Source organism: Buttiauxella gaviniae ATCC 51604, from assembly GCF_001654835.1.
GTDB lineage: Bacteria > Pseudomonadota > Gammaproteobacteria > Enterobacterales > Enterobacteriaceae > Buttiauxella > Buttiauxella gaviniae.
The window spans coordinates 154,703-178,352 of the sequence record NZ_LXEP01000004.1 but is presented as its reverse complement, the minus strand read 5'-3'; the positions used below and the strand labels follow the sequence as shown (position 1 = coordinate 178,352).

Genomic DNA, 23,650 nt, shown 5'->3' with positions numbered 1-23,650 from the left:
ATTAGCGGATTAGTTATTGAATGCTTTGCAGTGTGAGGCAAAATTATTGTGGTGCATCAGGTACCAGTAACTGGCCTGATAACCTTCCATACGTGTGGTTCAGGGTTTGCTGGCGCGATGACTGGCCGATTAACGAACTCAGTTCGTCCAGGCGCTGCTGTAACAGGTTTTTTAGCGCCTGCTCATTTTCCAGAATTTGCTCTAGTTTTTGCTGCAACATATCCTGCACGCTTTTCGCCGTCCCTGGTGGAATAGGGTTGGCGTTAAGCGTCTCAATGCCTTGCAGGTAAGCAACTTCCTGTTCCAGCAATAAATCCCACTCGCCACGTTGTGCCAGTTCCAGCAACGACTGGCTTAACAGCACAACGTTCTGCCAGCGGCTGATCAGTTCTACATACGGCGACATTAGGCAGGCTCCCGCGCAGCATTCAGAGGTGAGATTTGCTTCCAGGCATCCGCAATATTGGTTAATAGCCCTTCCACTTCTTCAATGATGGCTACATCATTTCGCAGATTGGCCAGCATCAGACGGCGAATCATATAGTCATACAGCGACGATAAATTCTCTGCGATTTCGCCACCTTGTTCGTTATCCAGACCCGCTTTCAGGCCGTTATCGATAATGTTGATAGCTTTACTCAGTGCTTCCCCTTTCGCGGCCAGCTCTCCTTGCTGCATAAACAAGCGAGCTCTGACCAAAGCGCTTAATGCTCCATCAAAAAGCATCACAATCAGTTGATGAGGACTCGCGCTCATGACGGCGCTTTCCACACCAATCTGAGCATATGCTTGTATACCCCGCGCGCTGTACATAATTACCCCTTGTTATCAGGAACTGCTGGATGAGAATTGTTGAGTCAGATAATTGCTGGTGTTGTTCAGCTTGCTCATCATGGTATCGAGTTGCGTAAACTGAGCTTTGTATCGGGCAATGGTGTCGTCAATGCTGGAGCTGGTTGCCAGGTATTGTTTCGTCAGGCTTTTTAGCGTGGCGTTGATGCTGTCAGTGGCGCTGTCGATGATACCGTCGTCTGCCAGATAGTCTTTTACCAGGCTGGCAGTAGTGGTGGTTATGCCGGTAGTTTTGCCGTCGCCGACCAGTAATTTTTGCGTATCAACTGAGTTAGTGGTTAATGCTGTTTTCAGCTTATCGTCGTCAATTTTCAGCTTGCCGGTCGTTGGGTCCTGGGCAATGCCAATTTGCGATAGGGTACTGAATTTTGAACCGGTGTCGCCCGTCGTAAACTGGCCACGAATTCCGGTCTGAATCGTGCGCACTACGCTGTCGCCCAGCAATACACCATTGCCCGCGCTTTGGTCGGCACCCGCATCTACCGCACTGTATTTCGTCAGGGAACTGAAAGTGTCCAGCATTGAGTTGTAGGCATCAACCCAGGTCTTAATTGCCGCGGTAGCTTTATCATTGCTTTTGGTAACAGTAACGATGGCGTTGGTGACTTCTTTGCTCAGAGTCAGAGTGACGCCTTCTGGCGTGTCTTTAACGGTATTGCTGCCGCTCTCTACTTCGATATTATTGATAGTGAGCAGGGCATTTTGAGGTGCAATAGTTTGCGTTAAATTGCCCGTTTTAGTTTTTGAATCATAGCCGAGCAGATCGTTGAGTTCGCTGTCACCATTGACGCTAATCGTCATCGCGTTATCTACACCGGTTTCAGTCGATGAAATAACTAACTGGAATTCACCACTTTTATTCTTAATAACGCTGGCAGAAACACCACCATCGGCGGCGTTAATCGCATCACGAATACCATTAAGTGAGGTCTGATCGTCGGTAAGTTTGATTTCCAGCGGTTCTTTACGACCCGGCTGGTTGATGACCAGCGTGCGGTCGGTCGATGAAACGGTGCTTTGTTTATCTGTCGCGCTCTTAGCACCACCCGTTGCCAGCGATTGTGCTTGCGCCAGTTGCGTTACGCTAATGGTGTATTTGCCTGCAGCGGCACCCGCGCCAGTGCTAACGCCTAAATCAGTGGTACTACTAACGGCTGTGCTGCTTTTGAAAAGGGTAGCGTCATTCAGTGCGGTATTCGCGGTCTGGAATTTTTCAATTGCGCTTTTAAGCGTGCCATAAGCCGTTAGTTTTGAGCTGTAGCTGGACTGCTGCGCGGTAATCGGTGTCAGTCGACCTTTTTCCGCCGTGCTGAGGTTAGCCAATAAAGTATCCAACGGCAGGTTGGATCCGACCCCTAATGAAGAAACGCTAGCCATTATTATTCCCTTTTCATTACTAACAATTATTCACAGTGGTATCGGCAACGAGAGCACAAAGTTTAATGATATTTGCAGCTATTTAATGGGGGGAATAATGAAGGCGTTGCGGGTTATTTCTGCGGCTAGTTAAAAAGTGAAATATTTCTAAAGTTCGAAAATAGTGTGCCGATACATGGGTAGACGGCGAGAAACCGTGGGCAACAGCCCAACCACAAAATGTGAATTGATAAGGATAAAATCATGGCACAAGTTATCAACACTAACAGCCTGTCGCTGTTGACCCAAAACAACCTGAACAAATCTCAATCTTCTCTGGGCACTGCTATCGAGCGTCTGTCTTCCGGTCTGCGTATTAACAGCGCCAAAGACGATGCAGCGGGCCAGGCAATTGCTAACCGCTTCACTGCAAACATCAAAGGTTTGACTCAGGCTTCCCGTAACGCCAACGACGGTATCTCCATCGCGCAGACTACTGAAGGCGCGTTGTCTGAAATCAACAACAACTTGCAGCGTGTGCGTGAACTGTCTGTGCAGGCAACTAACGGGACTAACTCTGGTTCAGATCTGGAGTCAATTCAGGCTGAAATCACCCAGCGTTTGGGCGAGATTGACCGCGTTTCCGGTCAAACTCAGTTCAACGGTGTGAAAGTTCTGGCTGCTGACAGCTCTATGAAAATTCAGGTTGGTGCTAACGATGGCGAAACCATTGACATTGATTTAAAGGAAATAACTTCCAAGACTCTTGGTCTGGACAAGCTTGATGTATCTAATCAGATCAGCAGCAAAGATCTAAAAGGGGTAACAGAACTGTCAGCTAAGGTTGATCCAGTAAATACACCTGCAGTAAATGTTAACCTACAATTCCCACCGAAAGCTGCTAGCGGTACTCTGGAAGTTCTTACTTCTGCAACAGATACGACCAAAGAAGGTTCTCTGGCTGTAAAAGTGGGAACCGATTACTATGCCGCAATTTACGATGCGGATACTAATACAGTTTCCTTCGATACTTCTTCTACTGTTATTGCTGGTGCAGCAGGTACCGCTGCTACAGGTACCACTTTTGTTAATAATGGCACGGTTGTTAAGCTAGATGATATTGCTTCGTCAACTCAGAAAAATACAGCTGACGCTGCCGACTATCAGGTATTCCGTAAGGATGACGATGGTACATTCCTTATTACTGATGGTACTAAATCGTGGAGCGCTGCATCTGCGACAATCGATCTTGCTTCTGGCGCTGTAACTTTAGGTGCAGCAGACAGCACCCCTAATACTACAGGTGGGCCGGGTTACACTGCTGTATCTGAAAACAATGTACTGAAAATCCCTGGTTCTACAACGACAGGCAAAGATGCTGTCAAAGCTGACCTGACATCTGTAAATACATCATTGAAAGGTACCAATGAACTAATGGCTCGCGAAGTCAAAGGTGCAGATGGAAAAGCTTCTACTCAGTATCTCATCAAGAATACTGATACAGATGGTAAAGTCTCCTATTACAAAGCGGATGCAGATAAGGATAGCGGTGTCGTCACTGCTGGCGAAGAAGCTGTTGTTGATCCATTGAGTTCAATTGACAAAGCGTTGCAACAGGTTGATACACTGCGTAGCTCCCTCGGTGCGGTACAGAACCGTTTCGATTCTACCATCACTAACTTGGGTAATACCCTGGGCAACCTGACCTCTGCTCGTAGCCGTATCGAAGATGCTGACTATGCTACTGAAGTTTCCAACATGTCCCGCGCGCAGATCCTGCAGCAGGCTGGTACTTCTGTGCTGGCACAGGCTAACCAGGTTCCGCAGGGCGTGCTGTCTCTGCTGCGTTAATTCGCCAAAACCTGACCAAACCCCGCGCTTGCGGGGTTTTTTCTTTATGCTTGTTACCCATAACCCCCAAATAACCCCTCATTTCACCCACTATTCTTGCGATTAAAAACCCTCCAGAAACGGATAATCATGCCGATAACTCAACTAACGCAGGGCTGTTTATCGTGAATTCACTGTATACCGCTGAAGGTGTGATGGATAAACACTCGCTGTGGCAGCGTTATGTACCGCTGGTGCGTCACGAAGCATTGCGCCTGCAGGTACGTCTGCCCGCGAGTGTGGAGCTTGACGACCTGCTACAGGCGGGCGGCATCGGGTTGTTAAACGCAGTGGACCGTTATGATGCCCTGCAAGGAACGGCATTTACTACCTACGCGGTGCAGCGCATCCGTGGGGCGATGCTTGATGAGTTGCGCAGCCGTGACTGGGTGCCCCGCAGCGTCAGGCGTAATGCCCGCGGCGTTGCGCAGGCAATTGGTCAACTGGAGCAAGAGCTGGGCCGTAATGCTACCGAAACAGAAGTGGCAGACCGGTTGGATATCCCGCTCAACGAATACCGTCAGATGTTGCTCGACACCAATAACAGCCAACTCTTCTCTTATGACGAGTGGCGTGAAGAGCATGGCGATAGTATCGAACTGATTACTGAAGAGCATCAGCAGGCAAACCCGCTTCAACAACTGTTGGAAGGGAATTTGCGTGAACGTGTGATGGGCGCAATTGATGCGTTACCCGATCGCGAAAAGATGGTGTTGACTCTTTACTACCAGGAAGAGCTGAATCTGAAAGAGATTGGCGCTGTGCTGGAAGTGGGGGAGTCGCGCGTGAGTCAGTTGCACAGCCAGGCGATTAAACGTTTACGCACTAAGCTCGGTAAGTTGTAAATGCCCGTCATACTTCAAGTTGCATCTTTGTAGGCAGCGTTCACCCGCCCGAATCACTTACTGATGTAAGTTTATCGGGACTTGTTCTCTTGCCGTAGCGGTGCGACTCGAATTATTTGGGTATTTGGCGAGATAATCGGGATTACATAATGACGGTGCAGCAATTAAAAAAACGGCCATTAAGCCGTTATTTGAAAGATTTTAAACACACACAAACGCATTGTGCGCAGTGCGCAAAATTGCTCGACAGAATCACGCTTACGCGTGGGGGTGAAATTGTCAGCAAAACTGCCATTGCTCAACTTGATACCTTAATAGATGAAAATGGCTGGCAGGCTGAACGCCAGTCCTGGGCAGCACTGTGCCGTTTTTGCGGTGATTTGTATTGCAAAGAGCAGCAACACTATTTCGATATCATTGGCTTTAAAGAATACCTGTTCGAGCAAACTGAGATGAGCCACGGCACTATCCGCGAATATGTGGTGCGCCTGCGTCGTCTGGGGAATCATTTTGCCCTACAAAACATCCCATCTCCCACTTCAACTAAGGCCTTCTTCGACGATTCCCTGGAAGAATGGTTACCGCCAACCAGCACCAACAATTACCGTATTGCACTGCGCAAGTACGGGCAGTTCCAGACCCTGAACCAAAATACCCTTGCCCATTTCCAGGAAAATAAATCAACTTCTGATCATTACCCAAAAGATTTCATGTTGCAGGAAGGCGGCAAGCGAGTGAATCCCGATGAGCTTACTGTAGTAAGTGATTCGGGTGAAATAGAGCAGCCAACGCACCTGCAACTTGAAAGATAAAGGTATATATTAAAATGGCATAACTTGTAGCGTAGTGGTTTTGATTGATTATATTAAGTCGTTACACTACATCAAATTATCGACATTCGGGGTATCTATGAAATTAGCAATGGTAGGGCGTCAGGCGCTGATGGGCGTGCTGGCTGTGGCAATGGTAGCTGGCGCGAGTGTGCAGACGTTTGCGGCGGAAAACTTACTCAATAAAGTTAAAGAACGCGGCACATTGCTGGTTGGCCTGGAAGGGACTTACCCTCCGTTTAGCTTCCAGGGTGATGATGGCAAACTGACCGGTTTTGAAGTGGAATTTGCAGAACAACTGGCACAGCACCTGGGCGTGAAAGCCGCGCTTAAGCCGACTAAATGGGACGGCATGCTGGCGTCACTGGACTCCAAACGCATCGATGTGGTGATTAATCAGGTCACAATTTCCGATGTGCGTAAGCAAAAATATGATTTCTCCACGCCATACACCGTTTCTGGTATTCAGGCGCTGGTGAAAAAAGGTAATGAAGGCAGCATTACTGGGCCTGAGTCGCTGAAAGGTAAGAAAGTGGGTGTTGGCCTTGGGACAAACTACGAAGAGTGGTTGCGTGCCAATGTGCAGGGCGTTGATATCCGTACTTACGATGATGACCCAACTAAGTATCAGGATCTGCGCGTAGGTCGTATCGATGCCATTCTGGTTGACCGCTTGGCGGCACTGGATCTGGTGAAGAAAACTAAAGATACCCTGGCAGTAGCTGGCGCTCCATTCTCTCGTCAGGAAGCGGGTGTTGCCGTGCGTAAAGGCAACGAAGACCTGGTTGAAGCAATCAACAAAGGTATCGCTGAAATGCAGAAAGATGGTTCTTTAGCGAAGCTTTCCGAGAAGTGGTTTGGTGCTGACGTGACTAAGTAGTTTCCGAAAGCCTGAAAAAAGGTGCTGATTTCAGCACCTTTTTTTATTTGCATTTGCGGGCATTCGGCCAGGCTCGTGCATAATGAAGAGATATGAATTTTTAATAAGTGTATGGAGTTGCTCATGTCACTGCACAATCTGACGCGTTTCCCGCGTCTGGAATTTATCGGCGCCCCGACGCCACTCGAATATTTGCCGCGTTTTTCTGACTATCTCGGCCGTGAAATCTACATCAAGCGTGACGACACAACCCCTATGGCGATGGGCGGGAATAAGTTGCGTAAACTTGAGTTTCTGGCGGCTGACGCATTACGTGAAGGGGCTGACACGCTGGTCACCGCAGGGGCAATTCAGTCGAATCACGTTCGCCAAACTGCAGCGGTTGCTGCAAAGCTCGGCCTGAAATGTGTCGCTTTGCTGGAAAACCCGATTGGTACACAGGCAGAAAACTATCTCACCAATGGCAACCGTTTGATGCTCGACCTGTTTGATGTCGAAATCGAAATGTGTGATGCGTTGCATTCGCCAGACCAACAACTCGAAGAAATAGCCGTTCGTCTTGAAGCACAGGGTTTTCGCCCGTACGTGATTCCGGTCGGTGGCTCTAATGCATTGGGTGCGCTGGGTTATGTGGAAAGCGCGCTGGAAATCGCCCAGCAGTGCGAAGGTGCGGTGAGCGTATCATCTGTTGTTGTTGCGTCCGGAAGTGCCGGGACTCATGCAGGACTTGCGGTAGGGCTTGAACAGCTTATGCCGGATGTTGATTTAATTGGCGTTACCGTGTCGCGCACCATTGCTCAGCAATTACCGAAAGTGGAAGCATTGCAGCAGGCAGTCGCGCAGTCGCTTAGTGTCAGCGCAAACAATCCGATTAAACTTTGGGATGACTACTTCGCTCCGGGCTACGGCACGCCGAACGAAGAAGGGCTTGAGGCGATTAAAATTCTCGCCCGCCTGGAAGGGATACTGCTCGATCCGGTTTACACTGGCAAAGCGATGGCGGGGTTGATAGACGGCGTTGCCCAGAAGCGTTTTAAAGACGAAGGCCCGATTATTTTTATTCATACCGGTGGGGCGCCAGCGTTGTTTGCTTACCATCCGCATATTTAGAAAAACAGGGTATCTATGCAAGAAAGTATTCAACTGGTGCTGGATTCAGCGCCATTTCTGCTCAAAGGTGCGGTGTTCACGCTGCAACTCAGCATCGGCGGTATGTTCTTTGGGCTGATTCTCGGTTTTTTACTGGCGCTGATGCGCTTGTCGCGATTCTGGCCATTTTCACTGCTCTCACGTTTCTATGTGTCGATTTTTCGTGGTACGCCGTTAATCGCGCAGCTGTTTATGATCTATTACGGCCTGCCGCAGTTTGGTATTGAGCTTGATCCTATTCCGGCTGCAATGATTGGTTTGTCGTTGAATATGGCGGCATATGCATCAGAAACTCTGCGTGCTGCCATTTCATCAATTGAGAAAGGGCAGTGGGAAGCGGCGGCAAGTATCGGTATGACGCCGTGGCAAACTTTGCGCCGGGCGATTTTACCGCAGGCCGCGCGTGTTGCATTACCACCACTGAGTAATAGCTTTATCAGCCTGGTAAAAGACACCTCGCTTGCAGCCACAATTCAGGTTCCCGAGTTGTTTCGTCAGGCTCAGCTTATTACTTCGCGCACGCTTGAGGTGTTTACCATGTATCTCGCGGCTTCCTTGATTTACTGGGTGATGGCAACGGTGCTCTCTTCGTTGCAGAACTACTTTGAAAATCAACTCAATCGCCAGGACAGGGATCCAAAATGAGTGCCATCGACGTAAAACAACTGATCAAGAAATTCCATGGGCAGACCGTGCTGCATGGCATCGATCTGGAAGTAAAAGCGGGTGAAGTGGTGGCGATTATTGGGCCAAGCGGCTCAGGTAAAACTACGCTCTTACGTTGCATTAACTTGCTGGAACAACCGGAGTCGGGAACCATAAGGGTTGGCGATATCTCCATTGATGCAGCGCTTTCGCTGAATAAGCAAAAGAATAAAGTGCGCGAACTGCGCCAGCATGTTGGTTTTGTATTCCAAAGTTTCAACCTTTTCCCGCACCGCACGGTGATTGAAAATATCATTGAAGGGCCGGTGATTGTTAAAGGTGAGCCGAAGGAAGAAGCAATAGCGCGCGCCCGTGAGCTGCTGGCGAAAGTTGGCTTAAGCGGCAAAGAAACCAGTTACCCGCGCCGCCTTTCAGGTGGCCAGCAACAGCGTGTAGCGATTGCCCGTGCGCTGGCGATGCGCCCGGAAGTGATTCTGTTTGATGAGCCAACCTCAGCACTCGATCCGGAGCTGGTGGGGGAAGTATTGAGTACAATCCGCCAGCTGGCTGAAGAGAAGCGAACCATGGTGATTGTGACCCATGAAATGAGCTTCGCCCGTGATGTTGCTGACCGAGCTATTTTCATGGATCAGGGACGTATTGTTGAACAGGGGCCGGCTCGAGAGTTGTTTGCTAACCCTAAGCAGGCTCGTACCCAGCAATTTCTTGAAAAGTTCCTGACGCAGTAGCTTGAACGGCCCCAAATGGGGCCATTTATTTATAGTGAATTAACCCTGTAATTAATAAGCGTTATAAATAAAAAATAACTATTGAGTAATGACTTTCAATATTCAGCTGTTGTTGCAGTTAAATCATATAAATAATGTTGGTAAATGTGATAGCGTTAAGCATTACATTTGAAAATGAATTCATTGTCAGGAGATTCGCCAGATATAATGGATGATCGTAACTTTTTTAGCTGGCGGCTGGATGCGCTTAATATCTTCCAGTCTGTCACTCAGGCTGATGAAATAACAAAAATTCTGCATCAGCAAACTGAGCTGTTGGAGTTTGACTATTACTCGCTATGTATACGTCACCCGGTGCCATTTACTCGTCCAAAAACCTCTTTAAGGTCTTCCTATCCTCAAAGCTGGCTCGATCACTACCATGCAGAAAACTACTTTGCGATTGACCCGGTGCTACGCCCGGAAAACTTCATGCGTGGTCATTTACCCTGGGATGACGAGCTTTTTAGTGATACCCCGCAGTTCTGGGATGCGGCAAGGGATCACGGCCTGCGCCGCGGCATTAGTCAGTGTGTAATGGCACCTAATCGGGCGATTGGTTTTTACTCGGTTTCACGTACTCAGGGCAAAGGGAAAGTATTACCTGGCGATGAGCTTCAGTTACGCCTGCAGTATTTGGGTGAATTGAGCCTGATGACATTAACACGTCTCAACGATCCGTCTATGGATGCGCTGACATTAAAACTCAGCAAGCGCGAGCGGGAAATATTGCAGTGGACGGGGGAAGGAAAAACATCGGCTGAAATAGCTATTATTTTGTCGATATCAGAAAATACCGTCAATTTTCATCAGAAAAATATGCAGAAGAAATTTAACGCGCCAAATAAAACACAAATTGCCTGTTATGCGGCAGCGATTGGAATAATTTGAAAGGGGAGTTAATTCGATGACTCTTCGACGAAACGGCTGGAGAAACATTCCTCATCCAGCCGCCGTTTAACGATTACTGACGGTAAGCCTGTTTAATTTGCTTAACAGTATTACCAAAGACTTCTGCGTGTGCCGAGTCGTCCATCTGAGCAATTTGCTTTTCCATTTTGATGATAACCTTGCCTGCATCGGCTTGGCCCATGGCTTTCAGCATCTGAGTCAGCATAGCTTTCAGGCAGGTAACTTCAATAGCCAGTTCACTACTGTTGTCTGCGGTGGAAAAATCAGGAGTGCTCATTTGTGTTCCTCGGTCTCGGTTGGTACACCGTTGTTTTGTGTAACGGTTTCGTAAGGCGGCGGAGTATAGCACAATCGTAAACCATTTTATTAGTGCTAACGCTAATCGTCCAGGTTGTAATCTGTACGATGCTGTTAAATTGTTTTGATTATGTTTGTTTGTAGTTAAAAGTTAGGGTGTATAAGCATTATTTAATACGTCTAATATTAATGGATTATCGTTTTTTTTAATGTGAAAAGCATTTTTATTATTTAAAGACATAAATTAATCAATTTGCTTGTACAGTTTCCACTGTACAATTAAATTTCCAAAAACAGTGGAAACTCTGAAAATCTGTTTTTGCATTTTAAAGTTACCGGAAAACCCGTTAATATAGCGTGATAATTTTTAGTAGCGTAATTCCTTTTCTGGAGAGTCCCCTTTGATCAACGTACTTCTTGTTGATGACCACGAACTGGTGCGCGCAGGGATACGACGCATTCTTGAAGATATCAAAGGGATCAAGATATCAGGTGAAGCAAATTGCGGTGAGGATGCCGTTAAGTGGTGCCGTAGCCATCAGGTTGATGTTGTCCTGATGGACATGAACATGCCGGGCATTGGTGGCCTTGAAGCAACACGCAAAATCGCGCGATACTCAACTGATATCAAAGTGATTATGCTGACGATTCACACTGAAAATCCGCTGCCGGCGAAAGTCATGCAGGCAGGTGCTGCGGGTTATTTAAGTAAAGGTGCAGCACCGCAGGATGTTGTTAATGCGATTCGTTCAGTAAACGCGGGTCAGCGTTACATTGCATCAGACATCGCCCAACAGATGGCGTTAAGCCAGATCGAACCAGAAAAAACGGACACACCGTTTGCCAGTTTGTCTGAGCGTGAATTACAGATTATGCTGATGATCACCAAAGGCCAGAAGGTCAATGAGATCTCTGAGCAGCTTAGTCTAAGCCCGAAAACGGTCAATAGTTACCGTTACCGCATGTTTAGTAAACTGAATATCAGTGGCGATGTTGAGCTGACACACCTGGCCATTCGTCATGGTTTATTTAGTGCGGAGACGTTAATCAGTAGTGAGTGAAATCTTTGACCCACGAGCTTTTCTCAAGACAGTAACCAGCCAACCTGGCGTCTATCGTATGTATGACGCCAGTGAGACGGTTATTTACGTTGGTAAAGCCAAAGATCTGAAAAAACGCCTGTCGAGCTACTTCAGGAGCAATCTTGCCAGCCGTAAAACGGAAGCTCTGGTTGCACTCATCCAGCATATCGACGTGACGGTAACCCATACCGAGACAGAAGCGCTCCTGCTTGAGCATAACTACATCAAGCTTTATCAGCCACGCTATAACGTGCTGCTGCGTGACGACAAATCCTATCCTTTCATTTTCCTTAGCGGTGATACTCACCCGCGACTTGCTATGCATCGTGGGGCGAAACATGCGAAGGGTGAATATTTTGGGCCATTCCCGAACGGTTACGCAGTACGCGAAACGCTGGCGTTATTACAAAAAATCTTCCCGATTCGTCAGTGCGAAAACAATGTTTATCGCAATCGCTCTCGTCCATGTTTGCAATACCAGATTGGACGCTGTCTTGGGCCGTGTGTTGCAGGTTTGGTCAGTGAAGAAGATTACGCCCAGCAGGTGGAATATGTGCGCTTGTTCCTGTCAGGAAAAGACGATCAGGTTCTGAACCAATTGATCGCCAGAATGGAAGGGGCGAGCAAAAACCTGGAATTTGAAGCCGCTGCGCGAATTCGTGACCAGATTCAGGCAGTTCGCCGTGTGACAGAAAAACAATTTGTCTCAAATACCGGCGACGATCTGGATGTGATCGGTGTGTCGTTTGATTCGGGTATGGCGTGTGTACATGTGCTGTTTATTCGCCAGGGTAAAGTGTTGGGCAGCCGCAGTTACTTCCCGAAAGTACCCAATGGCACAGAACTGTCAGAAGTGGTTGAAACATTTGTTGGCCAGTTCTATTTGCAGGGCAGCCAGATGCGCACCTTACCTTCTGAAATTCTGCTCGACTTCAATTTGCCGGATAAAAACCTGCTCTCAGATTCTCTGACGGAACTGGCGGGGCGGCGCATCAACGTGCAGACCAAACCACGAGGCGATCGCGCTCGTTACCTTAAACTTGCCCGAACCAATGCGGCTACCGCACTGGTGACGCGTCTGGCGCAGCAGTCGACTATCCATCAACGTTTAGCAGCCTTAGCCAGTGTGCTTGAGTTGCCAGCCATAAAACGGATGGAGTGCTTTGACATCAGCCATACCATGGGTGAGCAGACAGTAGCTTCCTGTGTGGTCTTTGATGCTAACGGCCCGCTACGTGCGGAATATCGCCGCTACAACATAGAAGGTATAACACCTGGCGATGACTATGCCGCGATGAACCAGGTATTGCGTCGTCGTTACGGTAAAACTATCGATGAAAGTAAAGTCCCGGACGTTATCCTGATTGATGGTGGCAAAGGACAACTCGGCCAGGCAAAAACCGTCTTCGCAGAACTAGATGTGGAGTGGGATAAAAATCATCCACTGTTGCTCGGCGTGGCAAAAGGCGTGGACCGCAAAGCCGGGCTTGAAACGTTGTTCTTCGAACCAGAAGGGGAAGGTTTCTCTCTGCCGCCGGATTCCCCGGCGCTGCATGTCATTCAGCATATCCGTGATGAATCCCACGATCATGCCATTTCCGGGCATCGTAAAAAACGCGCAAAAGTGAAAAATACCAGTGCGTTGGAGACAATCGAAGGGGTTGGGCCAAAACGTCGCCAGATGTTGTTGAAATATATGGGGGGATTGCAACCATTAAAGAATGCATCCGTAGAAGAAATTGCAAAAGTGCCAGGCATCTCGCAAGCGTTGGCAGAAAAGATCTTCTACTCGTTGAAACATTAAGGGCTCTGTAGCAACATAGAGACAATTTCCACTTACGACAGACAGTTAACCAGCACTATGCAATTTAATATTCCGACATTGCTTACTCTGTTTCGTATCGTCCTTATCCCATTCTTTGTGCTGGCTTTTTATCTGCCGTTCAGTTGGGCACCTTTCCTATGCGCGTTTATCTTCTGGTTTGCTGCAATAACAGACTGGTTTGATGGCTATCTGGCGCGCCGCTGGAACCAAAGCACGCGCTTTGGAGCATTCCTCGACCCCGTAGCGGATAAAGTTATGGTCGTGGTTGCGCTGGTGCTGGTAGTGGAACACTACCACTCATGGTGGGTGACGCTGCCCGCGGCCACTATGATTGCCCGTGAAATTATAATCTCTGCGTTGCGCGAATGGATGGCTGAAATTGGCAAGCGCAGCAGTGTTGCGGTCTCGTGGATTGGTAAGTCCAAAACCATGGCGCAAATGCTGGCACTGATTGGTATGCTCTGGCGCCCAAATATGTGGGTTGAGTATGCGGGGATCGGTTTATTCTTTATCGCTGCGGTACTAACTTTCTGGTCAATGTTCCAGTACTTAAAAGCGGCAAGCAAAGATCTGCTCGACAGTTCCGGCACTTAATAACCATATCAGACACAAGAGATGAGCTCCTTTCGGGCTCATCTCTTACAAGCACCAAACTCCCCCAGATCCAAATACCGAAATCCTCACCGAATCTCAATAGAAGGTTATATTTAACCTATCGATGCCATATCCGATAATAGGGAAATTATGATTCGCTTATCCTCGCTTGCCCTTGTGCTTGCCGCCGTTACCTGTAGCGCCCAGGCCGTTACCTATATGCTTCCACCCGAGGGTAGCCGCTTGGTTGGCTCGCCGCTAACCGTTAGCGTACCTGAAGGGAATACCCAGCCGCTAGAGTACTTTGCCGCGCTCTACGGGCAGGGACTAAGCAATATGCTGGAAGCCAATCCAGGGGTAGATCCATTTCTGCCAAAAGCCGGTACCCAGTTGACGATTCCGCAGCAAGTGATTTTGCCTGATACCGTACGCCAGGGCGTCGTGATTAACGTCGCCGAAATGCGGCTTTACTACTATCCGGATCAGAGCAACACGGTTGAGATCTTCCCCATTGGCATTGGACAGGCCGGGCGAGAAACCCCGCGTAACTGGGTGACGAGGGTTGAGCGTAAGCAGGAAGCTCCAGGCTGGACACCAACACCTAATACCCGACGCGAATACGCGAAAGAAGGGAAAACTCTGCCAGCGTACGTGCCGCCGGGTGAGGATAACCCGATGGGGTTGTATGCGATTTACATCGGCAAGCTTTATGCTATTCATGGTACTAACGCCAACTTTGGTATCGGCCTGCGCGTGAGCCAAGGGTGTATCCGCCTACGCAAAGACGACATTAAATATCTGTTTGATAATGTGCCGGTGGGCGCGCGCGTGCAGCTGATTGATCAGCCGGTGAAAGCAACCGTCGAACCTGACGGAAGGCATTGGTTGGAAGTGCATGAGCCGTTGTCCCGTAACCGCGCGGAGTTTGAATCTGACAAGAAAGTCCCGCTACCAATGACATCGACACTGCGCGATATGACGCAAGGTTCTGGCGTAGATGCAGGTATGGCGAGCGCAGCGTTGACCCGTCGTTCCGGGATGCCGGTGCCAATTAGCATTGAATCTAGAAAAGCAGGTCAGCTATAAAACGCAAATGTTAAAAAGCAAAAAGCCCGCTTAGTTTCCTAAGCGGGCTTCTCTAATATGGCTCCTCTGACTGGACTCGAACCAGTGACATACGGATTAACAGTCCGCCGTTCTACCGACTGAACTACAGAGGAATCGGTTAACGGGGCGCATAGTAACTAGCGGCTACTGGGTTGTCAAAGGCTGTTTAGGTGAAATGCGTTTGATTGCTGGTTTAATCAACAAAAAGAATAAAAGAGCCGCAAAAACACGGCTCTTTGAGGGATTTACATGCGTTGCGTTCTAACTGGCGCTGTTGCCTCTATCAGCCATGGCCGCGCAGTACTGGAAACGAGCGGCGACAATGTTTCCCGCACCAACTGGTGGTAATCATCAAGCCATGCAATCTCTTGCTCGCTTAACAACGGTAACTCCACCGCGCTTAAATCAATCGGAATCAGCGTCAGCGAGGCGAATTTACAGAATCCCGGCTGTGAGGCGACAACCTCTACCTGGTTTTCAATACGAATGCCGTGGCTGCCAGCGAGGTAATAACCCGGCTCGATAGTCAGCACGTTGCCCGGCAGCATTGGCCACGGGTTCACTTTTTTCGCCATACGGTGCGGGTTTTCGTGAATCAGCATGTTGTGCCCGACGCCGTGACCCGTACCGTGGTCATAATCCAGACCCAGTTCCCACAGCGGACGACGGGCAAATGCATCCAGTTGGTGGCCTTGTGCACCTTGCGGGAATTGCAGCGAAATCAGCGACAGGAAGCCTTTCAGAACCGCGGTGTAGTGCAGACGGCGTTGGGCATCAAGTTGTCCAAAGTTCAGCGTGCGGGTGGCATCGGTGGTGCCGTTGAAATACTGGCCACCGGAATCATTGAGGTAAAATTCATTACCGACGATGGCGAAGTTGGTTTCCGGCGCGCTGTGGTAGTGACACATCGCGGCGTTACTTGCTGCGGCGGAAATGGTGCCAAAGCTTTGCTCGATGAAGTTGTCACATTCCTGACGGAAAGCGAGCTGTTTTTCCTGGGCTTCAAGTTCAGTAATCGGGTTGCCAGCGGCTTCACGCAGCGGTACTTCATGGCTGAGCCATGCAAGGAAATTAACCCATGCGGCACCATCCTGAACGTGGCTTGAACGATAGCCTTCCAGTTCTATATCGTTCTTATTGGCTTTCATCAGTGTGATTGGATCTGGCTGCCATTCGATGTCACCGCCGCCTTGTTCCACAGCAAAGCGCACGGCGACAGGCGTGTTGTCGCCATCAAGCAAAAAGCGTTTGCCGGCCGCAAGTTGCTGGCAGCGCGCGAGGAATGTTTCCGGGCTGTGGAGGGCTATTGACTCCAGCACTGAACTGTCGAGTTGTTGCAGCTTCGTCTCGTCAACAAACCACTCAACGGCACCGTCGTTTTTAACCAGCGCAAAAGAAAGCGGCACCGGGCTTTTTGGGATGTCTGAACCACGAACGTTAAGCAACCAGGCAATATTGTCTGGCAATGTGAGGGCAAGATAATCGACACCTTCGTGCGTCAGTGCCTGCGCGACGCGGGCGCATTTGGAAGCGGTTGATTCGCCGCTAATCTCATCAGGCATCTGGCGTATCGGGCCGCGAGGTATCGCCGGACGTGTCGCCCAGATTTGATTGATCGGGTCATCATTAACGGCAACCAGGTCGCAGCCGCTGGTACGCAGGTTTTCATACTGGCTGTTGACCATCAGTAGTGGTTCAAATGCGATACGTTTACCGGCTGACAAGTTTTCATGAAGCCAGAGGTGAATCGGCTCATCGTGTAAATGGTGGATTTCAAACTCGTCCAGATTCACCTGCTGGCGCGCCTGAACCTGATAGCGCCCATCAACGAACAGCAACGCGCGGTCAGCCAGAATCAGCGCCAGGCCCGCAGAGCCATCAAAGCCGCTGATAAACTCCAGTTTGTCGTCATAAGGCGCGCAATATTCACTCTGATATGCGTCGGTGCGTGGAACCAGCATGCCATCCAGTTCGCGCTCTTTAAGCAGGCTGCGCAAGGCAGCCAGGGGTGAGGTGTGTTGCATTATTATTTTCTCTTAACGGAAAGGAGGTTCATTAAAAGTGCGTAATTTGCGTGAGTGCAGGCGTTCGCCTTCAGCTCGCAAGAGATCAATCGCGCAGATACCTATCTGTAAGTGCTCCGAAATCGCCCCTTCATAAAAGCGGTTGGCTTGGCCGGGGAGTTTAATTTCACCGTGCAAAGGTTTATCGGAAACACATAACAACGTGCCATACGGTACGCGGAAGCGATAACCCTGTGCGGCAATGGTGGCGCTTTCCATATCAATAGCGACGGCGCGGCTGAGGTTAAAACGCAAAGCCGATGCGGAATAACGCAACTCCCAGTTACGATCGTCGGTGGTGACGACAGTCCCGGTACGTAAACGTTGCTTAACTTCTTCACCCGGCATGCCGCTCACCAGTTTGGTTGCGTCATAGAGCGCACGCTGCACTTCGGCAATGCTTGGGATTGGGATATCCGGTGGCAGCACTGCATCCAGAACGTGATCGTCACGCAGATACGCATGAGCCAGAACATAATCACCAATCGACTGGCTTTCACGCAGACCGCCGCAGTGACCAATCATCAACCACGCCGCAGGGCGCAACACCGCCAGGTGGTCACAAATGGTTTTCGCATTCGACGGGCCAACACCGATATTCACCAGCGTGATGCCGGTACCGTTGGCATCGATCAAGTGCCACGCAGGCATCTGGTGTTTTTTCCACGCGAGATCGGAAATCGCTTCTTCCGGGGCCTGGCTGTCGGCCGTCAACCACACGCCACCTGCGCAGGAAAGTGCAACATACGGGCTTTCAGGGTCAAGAATTTGCTGGCAGCCCCAGCGTACAAACTCGTCCACGTAGCGGGTGTAGTTGGTAAACAACACGAATGACTGGAAATGTTCTACCGGGGTGCCGGTGTAGTGGCGTAAACGCGCGAGTGAGAAATCGACGCGACGGGCATCAAAATGCGAAAGCGGGTAGAACTCGCCAGGGTGGAACAACCCATCGGCGGTCTCATCGCCAATTTGCGACAGTTCGGTGGTGGGAAAATAGCGCGGCAAACCGGCGCTCATTGAGCGGTCCAGCGACAAACTGGAACCATCAATCACATACGGATACGGGATTTCATGCTGCGATAACCCTACTTCAATTTGCGCGCCATAGTCGTCATAAAGCAGTGTGAGTTGTTCGGCGAGATAATGGCGGAATAAAGCAGGACGGGTGACGGTGGTGGTGTAACTGCCAGAGTGGGTGAAGCGGGCATAGGCACGGGTTTTATTTGGATGATGTACGGTGCCATCCCAACTGACGCGCAACTCCGGGTAGACAAATAAACCGGCGGCACGTTTTTCAATTTCGGGTAGTGTGCCGTTCTCAACATACTGGCCAATAGCGTCGCGCAGTGCGTTGACCGAGGCATCGTACAGCTCCTCTAGTTTATCGAGGGCCTGGTTCGGGGTAAGGGCTGTGGCGGCTGTCTGATGCGTCATCTTTTCTCCTCATCCTGCTGATTTTTACAGGGCTGTTTGCAGCTTCGATAGTATGTCATCGGGAGGAGGGAACGGAAGGGGGCGTGGTCAGAAAAGCAAAAGCCGGCTCAGGAAACATGCAGGCCTTTGCACCTGTGAACGGATTATATCCGTTCAATTTTTGCCGGAAGCCCCTGTCTGACTGATGCCCCAGACACCCAATCCAGCCAGGTATTTGCGACCTTGCGTGTAGGGTCGGCAAAGCCCAGGTCATTGAGGTTTATCCCTGCTTTTATTTTCTCATCAATTGGCATGGCTTCACCGTCGAGATAATGCTGCGCCGCCCCCATTTCACGGTGCCCGTAACCGTGCTCAATGGCAATGACTCCAGGCATCACGCCGTGAAGCAGACTGATTTGTGCTACCGCGTGCCCGCCCGGTGTCGTGATACGGACGGTGTCGCCGTGCGCCAGGCCGTAGCGCTTGCCATCTTCAGGATTGAGCGCCACCAGGTTAGTCGGTTTGACATGATGTAACCGTGGGATTGTTGCTGTGCTGCTGGACATGGTATTGGATTTAAACGAAATCAGTTTCAGTGGCCACTGCTGCACAGGGAATATCTCGTCCACGGAGCGCCCGTCAGACAGCCGTGCAGGATACCAGGCCGGACAGCCGCTATAACGTTCGCCAGTAATGGCATGACGATGTGCGGCGACTTCTGCATTCCAGATTTGCAGCGGTTTCTGCCACGCATTGCCGACGAGATTATCCTCACGCCCGCTGCTGTCTGGGGCAAAACGTCCGCCTCGAGAGTAGATGAAGGCGACGCGGCTGACCTCATCAGGTTTTAGCGTCTGTTGCATCACGGGCAAAATGCGTTGCACGCCGGTGAGAGCCACGTCCTCCTGATTTGCTGCCGCGACTGGGGCTTTGCCCATATATGCGATGTTGGCGGCAACACGCAGGTAGTAATCTTCCGCGCGATTAAGCGGGTAGCTGTTACCTTGCGTGTCGGTAATTGCATTGTCGCCAAAACCTGGCAGTTCGAGGCGTTTAGCCACTGCGATGCAGAAGGCCTCCATTGATACCGGCTGCCCATCGGCGGTTTGGCTAGTTGCGGACGAAACGACAGGCCAACGGGCGGTGGTGGCTTTGCTGGCAACGCCAGCCCACGGCGCGCTGAATCCCCAGCTTTCGAAGTTGTGCGTATCCGGCACGATATAATCTGCCAGCGCTGTGGTTTCGTTCATAAACGCGTCAATGGCAATAAACAGCGGCAGGTTTTTAGGATCTTTGAGTTTCTCTTCCGCCACGGCCCGCAGCCCAGGGATGCCGTAAAACGGATTCGTCATATTAGAGATCCACGCTTTCAGCGGGTAGGGGTAGCCTTCCAGTGCCGAAGTAAGCAGTTCTGTCAGTTGCCCCGCCACGAACGGATACCAGGGTGCTTTAGCCGGGAAGGGGGACTTCCCGGCGGCGACTTTATTCCGGTATTCTTCGGAGGATTCATAGGCAGTTTTGCTGCGCGCGATGCTCAGCCCTTTCGGTTTTACCTTTCCAGAAAAGCTGTCCATATTGTAGCGCGGGCCATCGGCTGCACCGTTGAATTTACCCCCGCTAACGAACACTCCGCCTTCCAGACTGAGGTTGCCAATCAGCGCGTTGAGCATCATAACGGCCCAGGCGTTGTAAAACCCGTTGCCTGCCATCATCCCGCCGTGGGTAATGACTGCGGCTTTTCGCCCGTGGCGCGTAAAGGTATCCGCCAGCGCGGCAATTTTTTCTTCCGGCACGCCACATTGCTGGCTGTATTGCGCCAGTGTGAGTTTGTTAGCTGTATCTTTGAGCAACTGGAATCCGCTTTTCACGGTGACGATTTGTCCGTCATCCAGCGTGACTTGCTGAGTCACAAATAACTGTGCGCGCTGGCAAAGGCTGGCGGCAACTATTTCTGCGTTTTCATTAAGCACCACAGGATCGCTTGCGCTATCAGCCCCCAGATGTGCCAGCGTCAAATGCTGCCCGGCAAGTTGCGGGAGCTCATCAGTGATCACCAGATGCGAGGCGTTGGTCCAGCTTTTCTCACCCGCCTGCTGCATGGCTAGCGCATCAGGGGTGGCAAGGTAGTCTGCGTTGTAACGTTCTTTCTCGATGATCCAGCGGATCATGCCCATCGCCAGCGCTGAATCAGTACCAGGAATAACAGGCAGCCAGTGGCCGCGATCGTCGGCAAGTACGGTAGTTAACGGCAGCGCTGGGGCGACGACGACATACTGGAAGTTATCGCGCACGCGGGCGCTGGAGAGTTGCCGCGCCTGGCGTTTAAAAGGGTTGCCGGACTGCGCCGGTGAGGTGCCCATAAACAGCGCAAATTCAACATGATCCCAGTCAGGCTTCACGTGCGGGTTTTTATCCAGATCGCCCATCAGTGCACCAGAACCGGCCCGATAAGCCAGGCCGCAATAGGCGCCGTGTGCGCCGAAGTTTTTGCTGCCGAAACTGTTGAGCGCAAAGCGTCGCAGGAACGTATCGCGGCCATCATCACCCGCATTGGTCACCAGTAATTGGTTAGTTTTCGGGCCAAATCCAGGATGCTTCGGGTCGATGGGTGTAGTGGGGGCATGAAGCGCGCGTAAACCTTCTACGTACCCTTCACCAAATAGATCGCCACCTTCCACGACTTCTTCTATCAGTTGTTCAAAGCTGATGCGCTGCCATTTTCCTTCTCCACGTTTACCGACGCGTTTCATCGGTTCCAGAATACGTAGCGGGCTGTACAGGCCTTCCATCATGGTTGCGCCACGGGCGCAGGCGGTGGAGCGGGAGTCGAGGCCGGTTTCTCCTGCAAGTTGCGCCATCGCCTCGGCAAACGGGACGGAGGCGTTAATGTGGTGTTCATGGGATAAAGGGTGATAAGGGTTGCCTGCAATTCGCAGCACTTTCTCTTTTTCGCGGTCGACCCGCACTCGCACGCCACACTGCGTCCAGCAGCCAAAGCATTGCGTCATCGAGATCACTTGTTGCGGGTTTTGTTGCCAGTGGGGTTGCGCGTTAGCTTCGGGAATCAACGCATTACCGAAGATGCGGTCGCGGGTTATCTTGCCGGAGGTGCCGTTTTGCAAACCGTCAATGGCACGCTTTGCGACATCCCGATAACTCAGCCCAAAAGTCACCATTCCGCCCAGAGCGAGGCCGACTTTAAGCCACTGACGACGGGTTAAATTAGCCATGTTGCATTCTCCTTGCCAGACCATTCACGGTTTCACGAACAATAATGAGCAGCGCTATCCACAAACCAAAGGTGCCGAAGATGGCGAGCCAGCCATCGGTTCCTGCGGGCAGGGTGTAAGGGTTAAATTGCGCGTTAAATTTCGGTATGGTTTGCACCTGAATCAGTAAGGTCCAGCGTATCAGCCAGCACAACGCCATGGCGCTGAACGCCTGCAAAATGCGTAACGGCGTGGATAACGGTTTAAGCAATGCCATGCTGCTAATACCAAGAGATAAACACCAGAATACGGCCCAACCGGCAGCGTAGCCTCTGGCGGAAGGGGCCACTGCAAGCCAGTCGCGAATAGCAGTGCCAGACAGCGTGTCACCGCTGACCCAAAACACGACTACGATGGCAAGCAGCCCCAGAATCCAGAGTTGCCCCTGGGCCAGTTTCCGCTGTAATGCCTGTTCACTGCGCAGTGACACAATGAGCAGCGCAAAAAAGGTGTGGAAAGCACTGAGAAACATCACGAGAGGAAACGCATAGCTAAACCAGACAGGGCGCGCCTGTACCACAGACACTTCGCGACCGGTATACACCAGCAATCCCACCGCTGTTAAGGCACTTGCCAGCGCCAGCCATTTCGTCACGCGGTAGCTTTTTTGTGTGAAGCGTTTGATAAGTTGTGCGAGAAACCACAATCCCAGAAACCCGGTGAACAGCGGTAAAAATAATGCGCCCCAGGGCATCCATGACCACGGCGTAGGGTAAGCGTAGAAATGCCAGAAGCGAGCGGTTTGGTGCAGATCTGCCGTTAGCGCCAGAGGGGCAGTAATGGCGCAGGTTAAGGCAATCAACAGCGTCAGGTTTTCCAGTTTTGCGGACTCTCTTTTGCGCCAGTGAAGTACACAGGCAAACAGGGCCGCACAGGCGGCAATGCCGATGAAAAAGAAGTATTGCACAGCCCAGGGAAGCCAGCTTATCTCTTGCGGGCGTGCCAGTACCTCCTCGATTAACAGAGAATGCGTCATTTAAACCTCCTGCCAGAGTGCGGGTTGAGCACGCCCCATCAATGGGGTGACGAAGGCCTCGTCCAGGCCTAAATAGAAAACATGGGGTAGGGTGCCGTTCTCCGGTTTCAGCACTTTGATGGCATCGCTGTGCTCGTGAAGCATCTGCGCGATACGGCTGTTCGGATCCTTCAAATCACCAATAATTCGTGCGCCGCCAACACAAGATTCCACACACGCGGGGAGCAACCCGGCCTCGAGACGGTGGACGCAGAAGGTGCATTTATCGGCAGTTTGTGTTTCGTGGTTGATAAAGCGTGCGTCATAAGGGCAGGCCTGAACGCAATAGGCGCAGCCGACGCAACGCGTGTTGTCTACCACCACAATGCCGTCCTCCCGCTGGAAGGTTGCCTGAACCGGGCAAACGGGAACGCAAGGTGGGTTATCGCAGTGGTTGCACAGGCGGGGCAGCAACACGTTGGTGACGCTGAGTTCGCCTTCCAGTCGCACCTGATATTGATTGACATGGGTGCGGAATTCGCCCTGAGGTGTCTGGTTTTCAATGGCGCAACTAACCGTACAAGACTGGCAGCCAATACAACGGCGCAGGTCGATAAGCATGGCATAACGATGGCGTGTGGAGCCTTCATGTCGCTCAGGGGAGAAGGGGAATTTCGCCTGAGCCAGCGGCACTAAAGAGGCACCCGCGCTCAGGATACCCAGTTGCTGGAGAAACTGCCGTTTACTGCTGTCCATATTTTCTCCCGTCGTGATGCAACAACAAAACATAAGTCACGTCGTTGACTGGCTGGTGATGTATTAAAAATGTCTATGATTTACAGTGTAAAAATCAGGGAGGGGGGACTCTATTGTGGTTAACCACATACCCGTCTTGTTG

Annotated in this window: 20 protein-coding genes, 1 tRNA gene and 1 pseudogene; 12 read left to right on the top strand and 10 right to left on the bottom strand. The window is 50.8% G+C overall.

The genetic code is table 11. The features are described from left to right. Positions 1-43 precede the first annotated feature (43 nt). The 3 genes from fliT to fliD are packed head-to-tail and all read right to left on the bottom strand — an operon-like array spanning position 44 to position 2,229. Positions 44-406, bottom strand: a complete 363-nt coding sequence (gene fliT / locus M977_RS02960; RefSeq protein ID WP_064512050.1) for a flagella biosynthesis regulatory protein FliT — start codon at positions 404-406, stop codon at positions 44-46. Further along, positions 406-813: a flagellar export chaperone FliS gene (fliS, locus tag M977_RS02955; RefSeq protein WP_064512049.1), complete on the bottom strand. Its 408-nt coding sequence runs from the start codon at positions 811-813 to the stop codon at positions 406-408. Before fliS ends, fliT begins: the two co-directional genes overlap by 1 nt. A 15-nt stretch (positions 814-828) precedes the next feature. Beyond that, positions 829-2,229 (bottom strand): flagellar filament capping protein FliD, encoded by a 1,401-nt coding sequence (gene fliD / locus M977_RS02950; RefSeq protein ID WP_064512048.1) that lies wholly within the window; start codon positions 2,227-2,229, stop codon positions 829-831. A 243-nt stretch (positions 2,230-2,472) separates the two neighbouring features. Between fliD and M977_RS02945 the strand changes: the two genes are divergently transcribed. The 8 genes and pseudogenes from M977_RS02945 to sdiA all read left to right on the top strand — a co-directional run bounded on the left by M977_RS02945 (position 2,473) and on the right by sdiA (position 10,126). Continuing rightward, on the top strand, positions 2,473-4,059 hold the full coding sequence (locus M977_RS02945; protein WP_064512047.1) for a flagellin N-terminal helical domain-containing protein: 1,587 nt from the start codon (positions 2,473-2,475) through the stop codon (positions 4,057-4,059). Between the two features lie 164 nt (positions 4,060-4,223). After that, a complete protein-coding gene (locus tag M977_RS02940; RefSeq protein ID WP_064512046.1) occupies positions 4,224-4,943 on the top strand; it encodes an RNA polymerase sigma factor FliA in 720 nt (239 codons plus the stop codon). Positions 4,944-5,092: 149 nt separating this feature from the next. Next, a pseudogene (fliZ, locus tag M977_RS02935) lies at positions 5,093-5,641 on the top strand (flagella biosynthesis regulatory protein FliZ); the annotation flags it as partial. Positions 5,642-5,852: 211 nt separating this feature from the next. Further along, entirely contained in the window at positions 5,853-6,653 is an 801-nt protein-coding gene (tcyJ, locus tag M977_RS02930; RefSeq protein WP_064512045.1) for a cystine ABC transporter substrate-binding protein, read from the top strand. Positions 6,654-6,776: 123 nt separating this feature from the next. Next, positions 6,777-7,763 carry a D-cysteine desulfhydrase gene (gene dcyD / locus M977_RS02925; protein ID WP_064512044.1) on the top strand — a complete coding sequence of 329 codons (987 nt, stop codon included), beginning with the start codon at positions 6,777-6,779 and terminating at the stop codon, positions 7,761-7,763. A 15-nt stretch (positions 7,764-7,778) separates the two neighbouring features. Beyond that, positions 7,779-8,447: a cystine ABC transporter permease gene (gene tcyL, locus M977_RS02920; protein ID WP_064512043.1), complete on the top strand. Its 669-nt coding sequence runs from the start codon at positions 7,779-7,781 to the stop codon at positions 8,445-8,447. Continuing rightward, positions 8,444-9,196, top strand: coding sequence for an L-cystine ABC transporter ATP-binding protein TcyN (gene tcyN / locus M977_RS02915; RefSeq protein WP_064512042.1), 753 nt, complete (start codon positions 8,444-8,446; stop codon positions 9,194-9,196). The genes tcyL and tcyN overlap by 4 nt, the downstream gene beginning before the upstream one ends. 207 nt (positions 9,197-9,403) lie before the next feature. Next, the gene (gene sdiA / locus M977_RS02910) at positions 9,404-10,126 is read left to right on the top strand and encodes a quorum-sensing transcriptional regulator SdiA (protein ID WP_064512041.1); all 723 of its coding nucleotides are present in this window, start codon (positions 9,404-9,406) and stop codon (positions 10,124-10,126) included. A gap of 73 nt (positions 10,127-10,199) precedes the next feature. On the opposite strand, the gene M977_RS02905 is transcribed toward sdiA, so the two are convergent. Further along, complete coding sequence (locus tag M977_RS02905) at positions 10,200-10,424, bottom strand: DUF2594 family protein (protein ID WP_034458173.1); 225 nt, start codon at positions 10,422-10,424, stop codon at positions 10,200-10,202. Positions 10,425-10,845: 421 nt separating this feature from the next. Between M977_RS02905 and uvrY the strand changes: the two genes are divergently transcribed. The 4 genes from uvrY to ldtA all read left to right on the top strand — a co-directional run bounded on the left by uvrY (position 10,846) and on the right by ldtA (position 15,031). Further along, positions 10,846-11,505, top strand: coding sequence for a UvrY/SirA/GacA family response regulator transcription factor (uvrY, locus tag M977_RS02900; RefSeq protein ID WP_064512040.1), 660 nt, complete (start codon positions 10,846-10,848; stop codon positions 11,503-11,505). Continuing rightward, positions 11,498-13,330, top strand: a complete 1,833-nt coding sequence (gene uvrC / locus M977_RS02895; protein ID WP_064512039.1) for an excinuclease ABC subunit UvrC — start codon at positions 11,498-11,500, stop codon at positions 13,328-13,330. The genes uvrY and uvrC overlap by 8 nt, the downstream gene beginning before the upstream one ends. 57 nt (positions 13,331-13,387) lie before the next feature. Then, positions 13,388-13,945, top strand: coding sequence for a CDP-diacylglycerol--glycerol-3-phosphate 3-phosphatidyltransferase (pgsA, locus tag M977_RS02890; protein WP_064512038.1), 558 nt, complete (start codon positions 13,388-13,390; stop codon positions 13,943-13,945). Between the two features lie 150 nt (positions 13,946-14,095). After that, entirely contained in the window at positions 14,096-15,031 is a 936-nt protein-coding gene (gene ldtA / locus M977_RS02885; RefSeq protein WP_064512037.1) for a L,D-transpeptidase, read from the top strand. Positions 15,032-15,089: 58 nt separating this feature from the next. Here ldtA and M977_RS02880 read toward each other — a convergent pair. The 6 genes from M977_RS02880 to ttrB all read right to left on the bottom strand — a co-directional run bounded on the left by M977_RS02880 (position 15,090) and on the right by ttrB (position 23,508). Further along, positions 15,090-15,165: transfer RNA gene (locus M977_RS02880), tRNA-Asn, on the bottom strand. A gap of 132 nt (positions 15,166-15,297) precedes the next feature. After that, positions 15,298-17,076, bottom strand: coding sequence for an aminopeptidase P family protein (locus M977_RS02875; protein ID WP_064512036.1), 1,779 nt, complete (start codon positions 17,074-17,076; stop codon positions 15,298-15,300). Positions 17,077-17,088: 12 nt separating this feature from the next. Continuing rightward, a complete protein-coding gene (locus tag M977_RS02870; protein ID WP_064512035.1) occupies positions 17,089-18,549 on the bottom strand; it encodes an AMP nucleosidase in 1,461 nt (486 codons plus the stop codon). 143 nt (positions 18,550-18,692) lie between these two features. Beyond that, positions 18,693-21,758 carry a tetrathionate reductase subunit TtrA gene (ttrA, locus tag M977_RS02865; RefSeq protein WP_064512034.1) on the bottom strand — a complete coding sequence of 1,022 codons (3,066 nt, stop codon included), beginning with the start codon at positions 21,756-21,758 and terminating at the stop codon, positions 18,693-18,695. Further along, on the bottom strand, positions 21,751-22,773 hold the full coding sequence (gene ttrC / locus M977_RS02860) for a tetrathionate reductase subunit TtrC (protein WP_064512033.1): 1,023 nt from the start codon (positions 22,771-22,773) through the stop codon (positions 21,751-21,753). Before ttrC ends, ttrA begins: the two co-directional genes overlap by 8 nt. Then, on the bottom strand, positions 22,774-23,508 hold the full coding sequence (gene ttrB, locus M977_RS02855) for a tetrathionate reductase subunit TtrB (protein ID WP_064512032.1): 735 nt from the start codon (positions 23,506-23,508) through the stop codon (positions 22,774-22,776). Positions 23,509-23,650 lie beyond the last annotated feature (142 nt).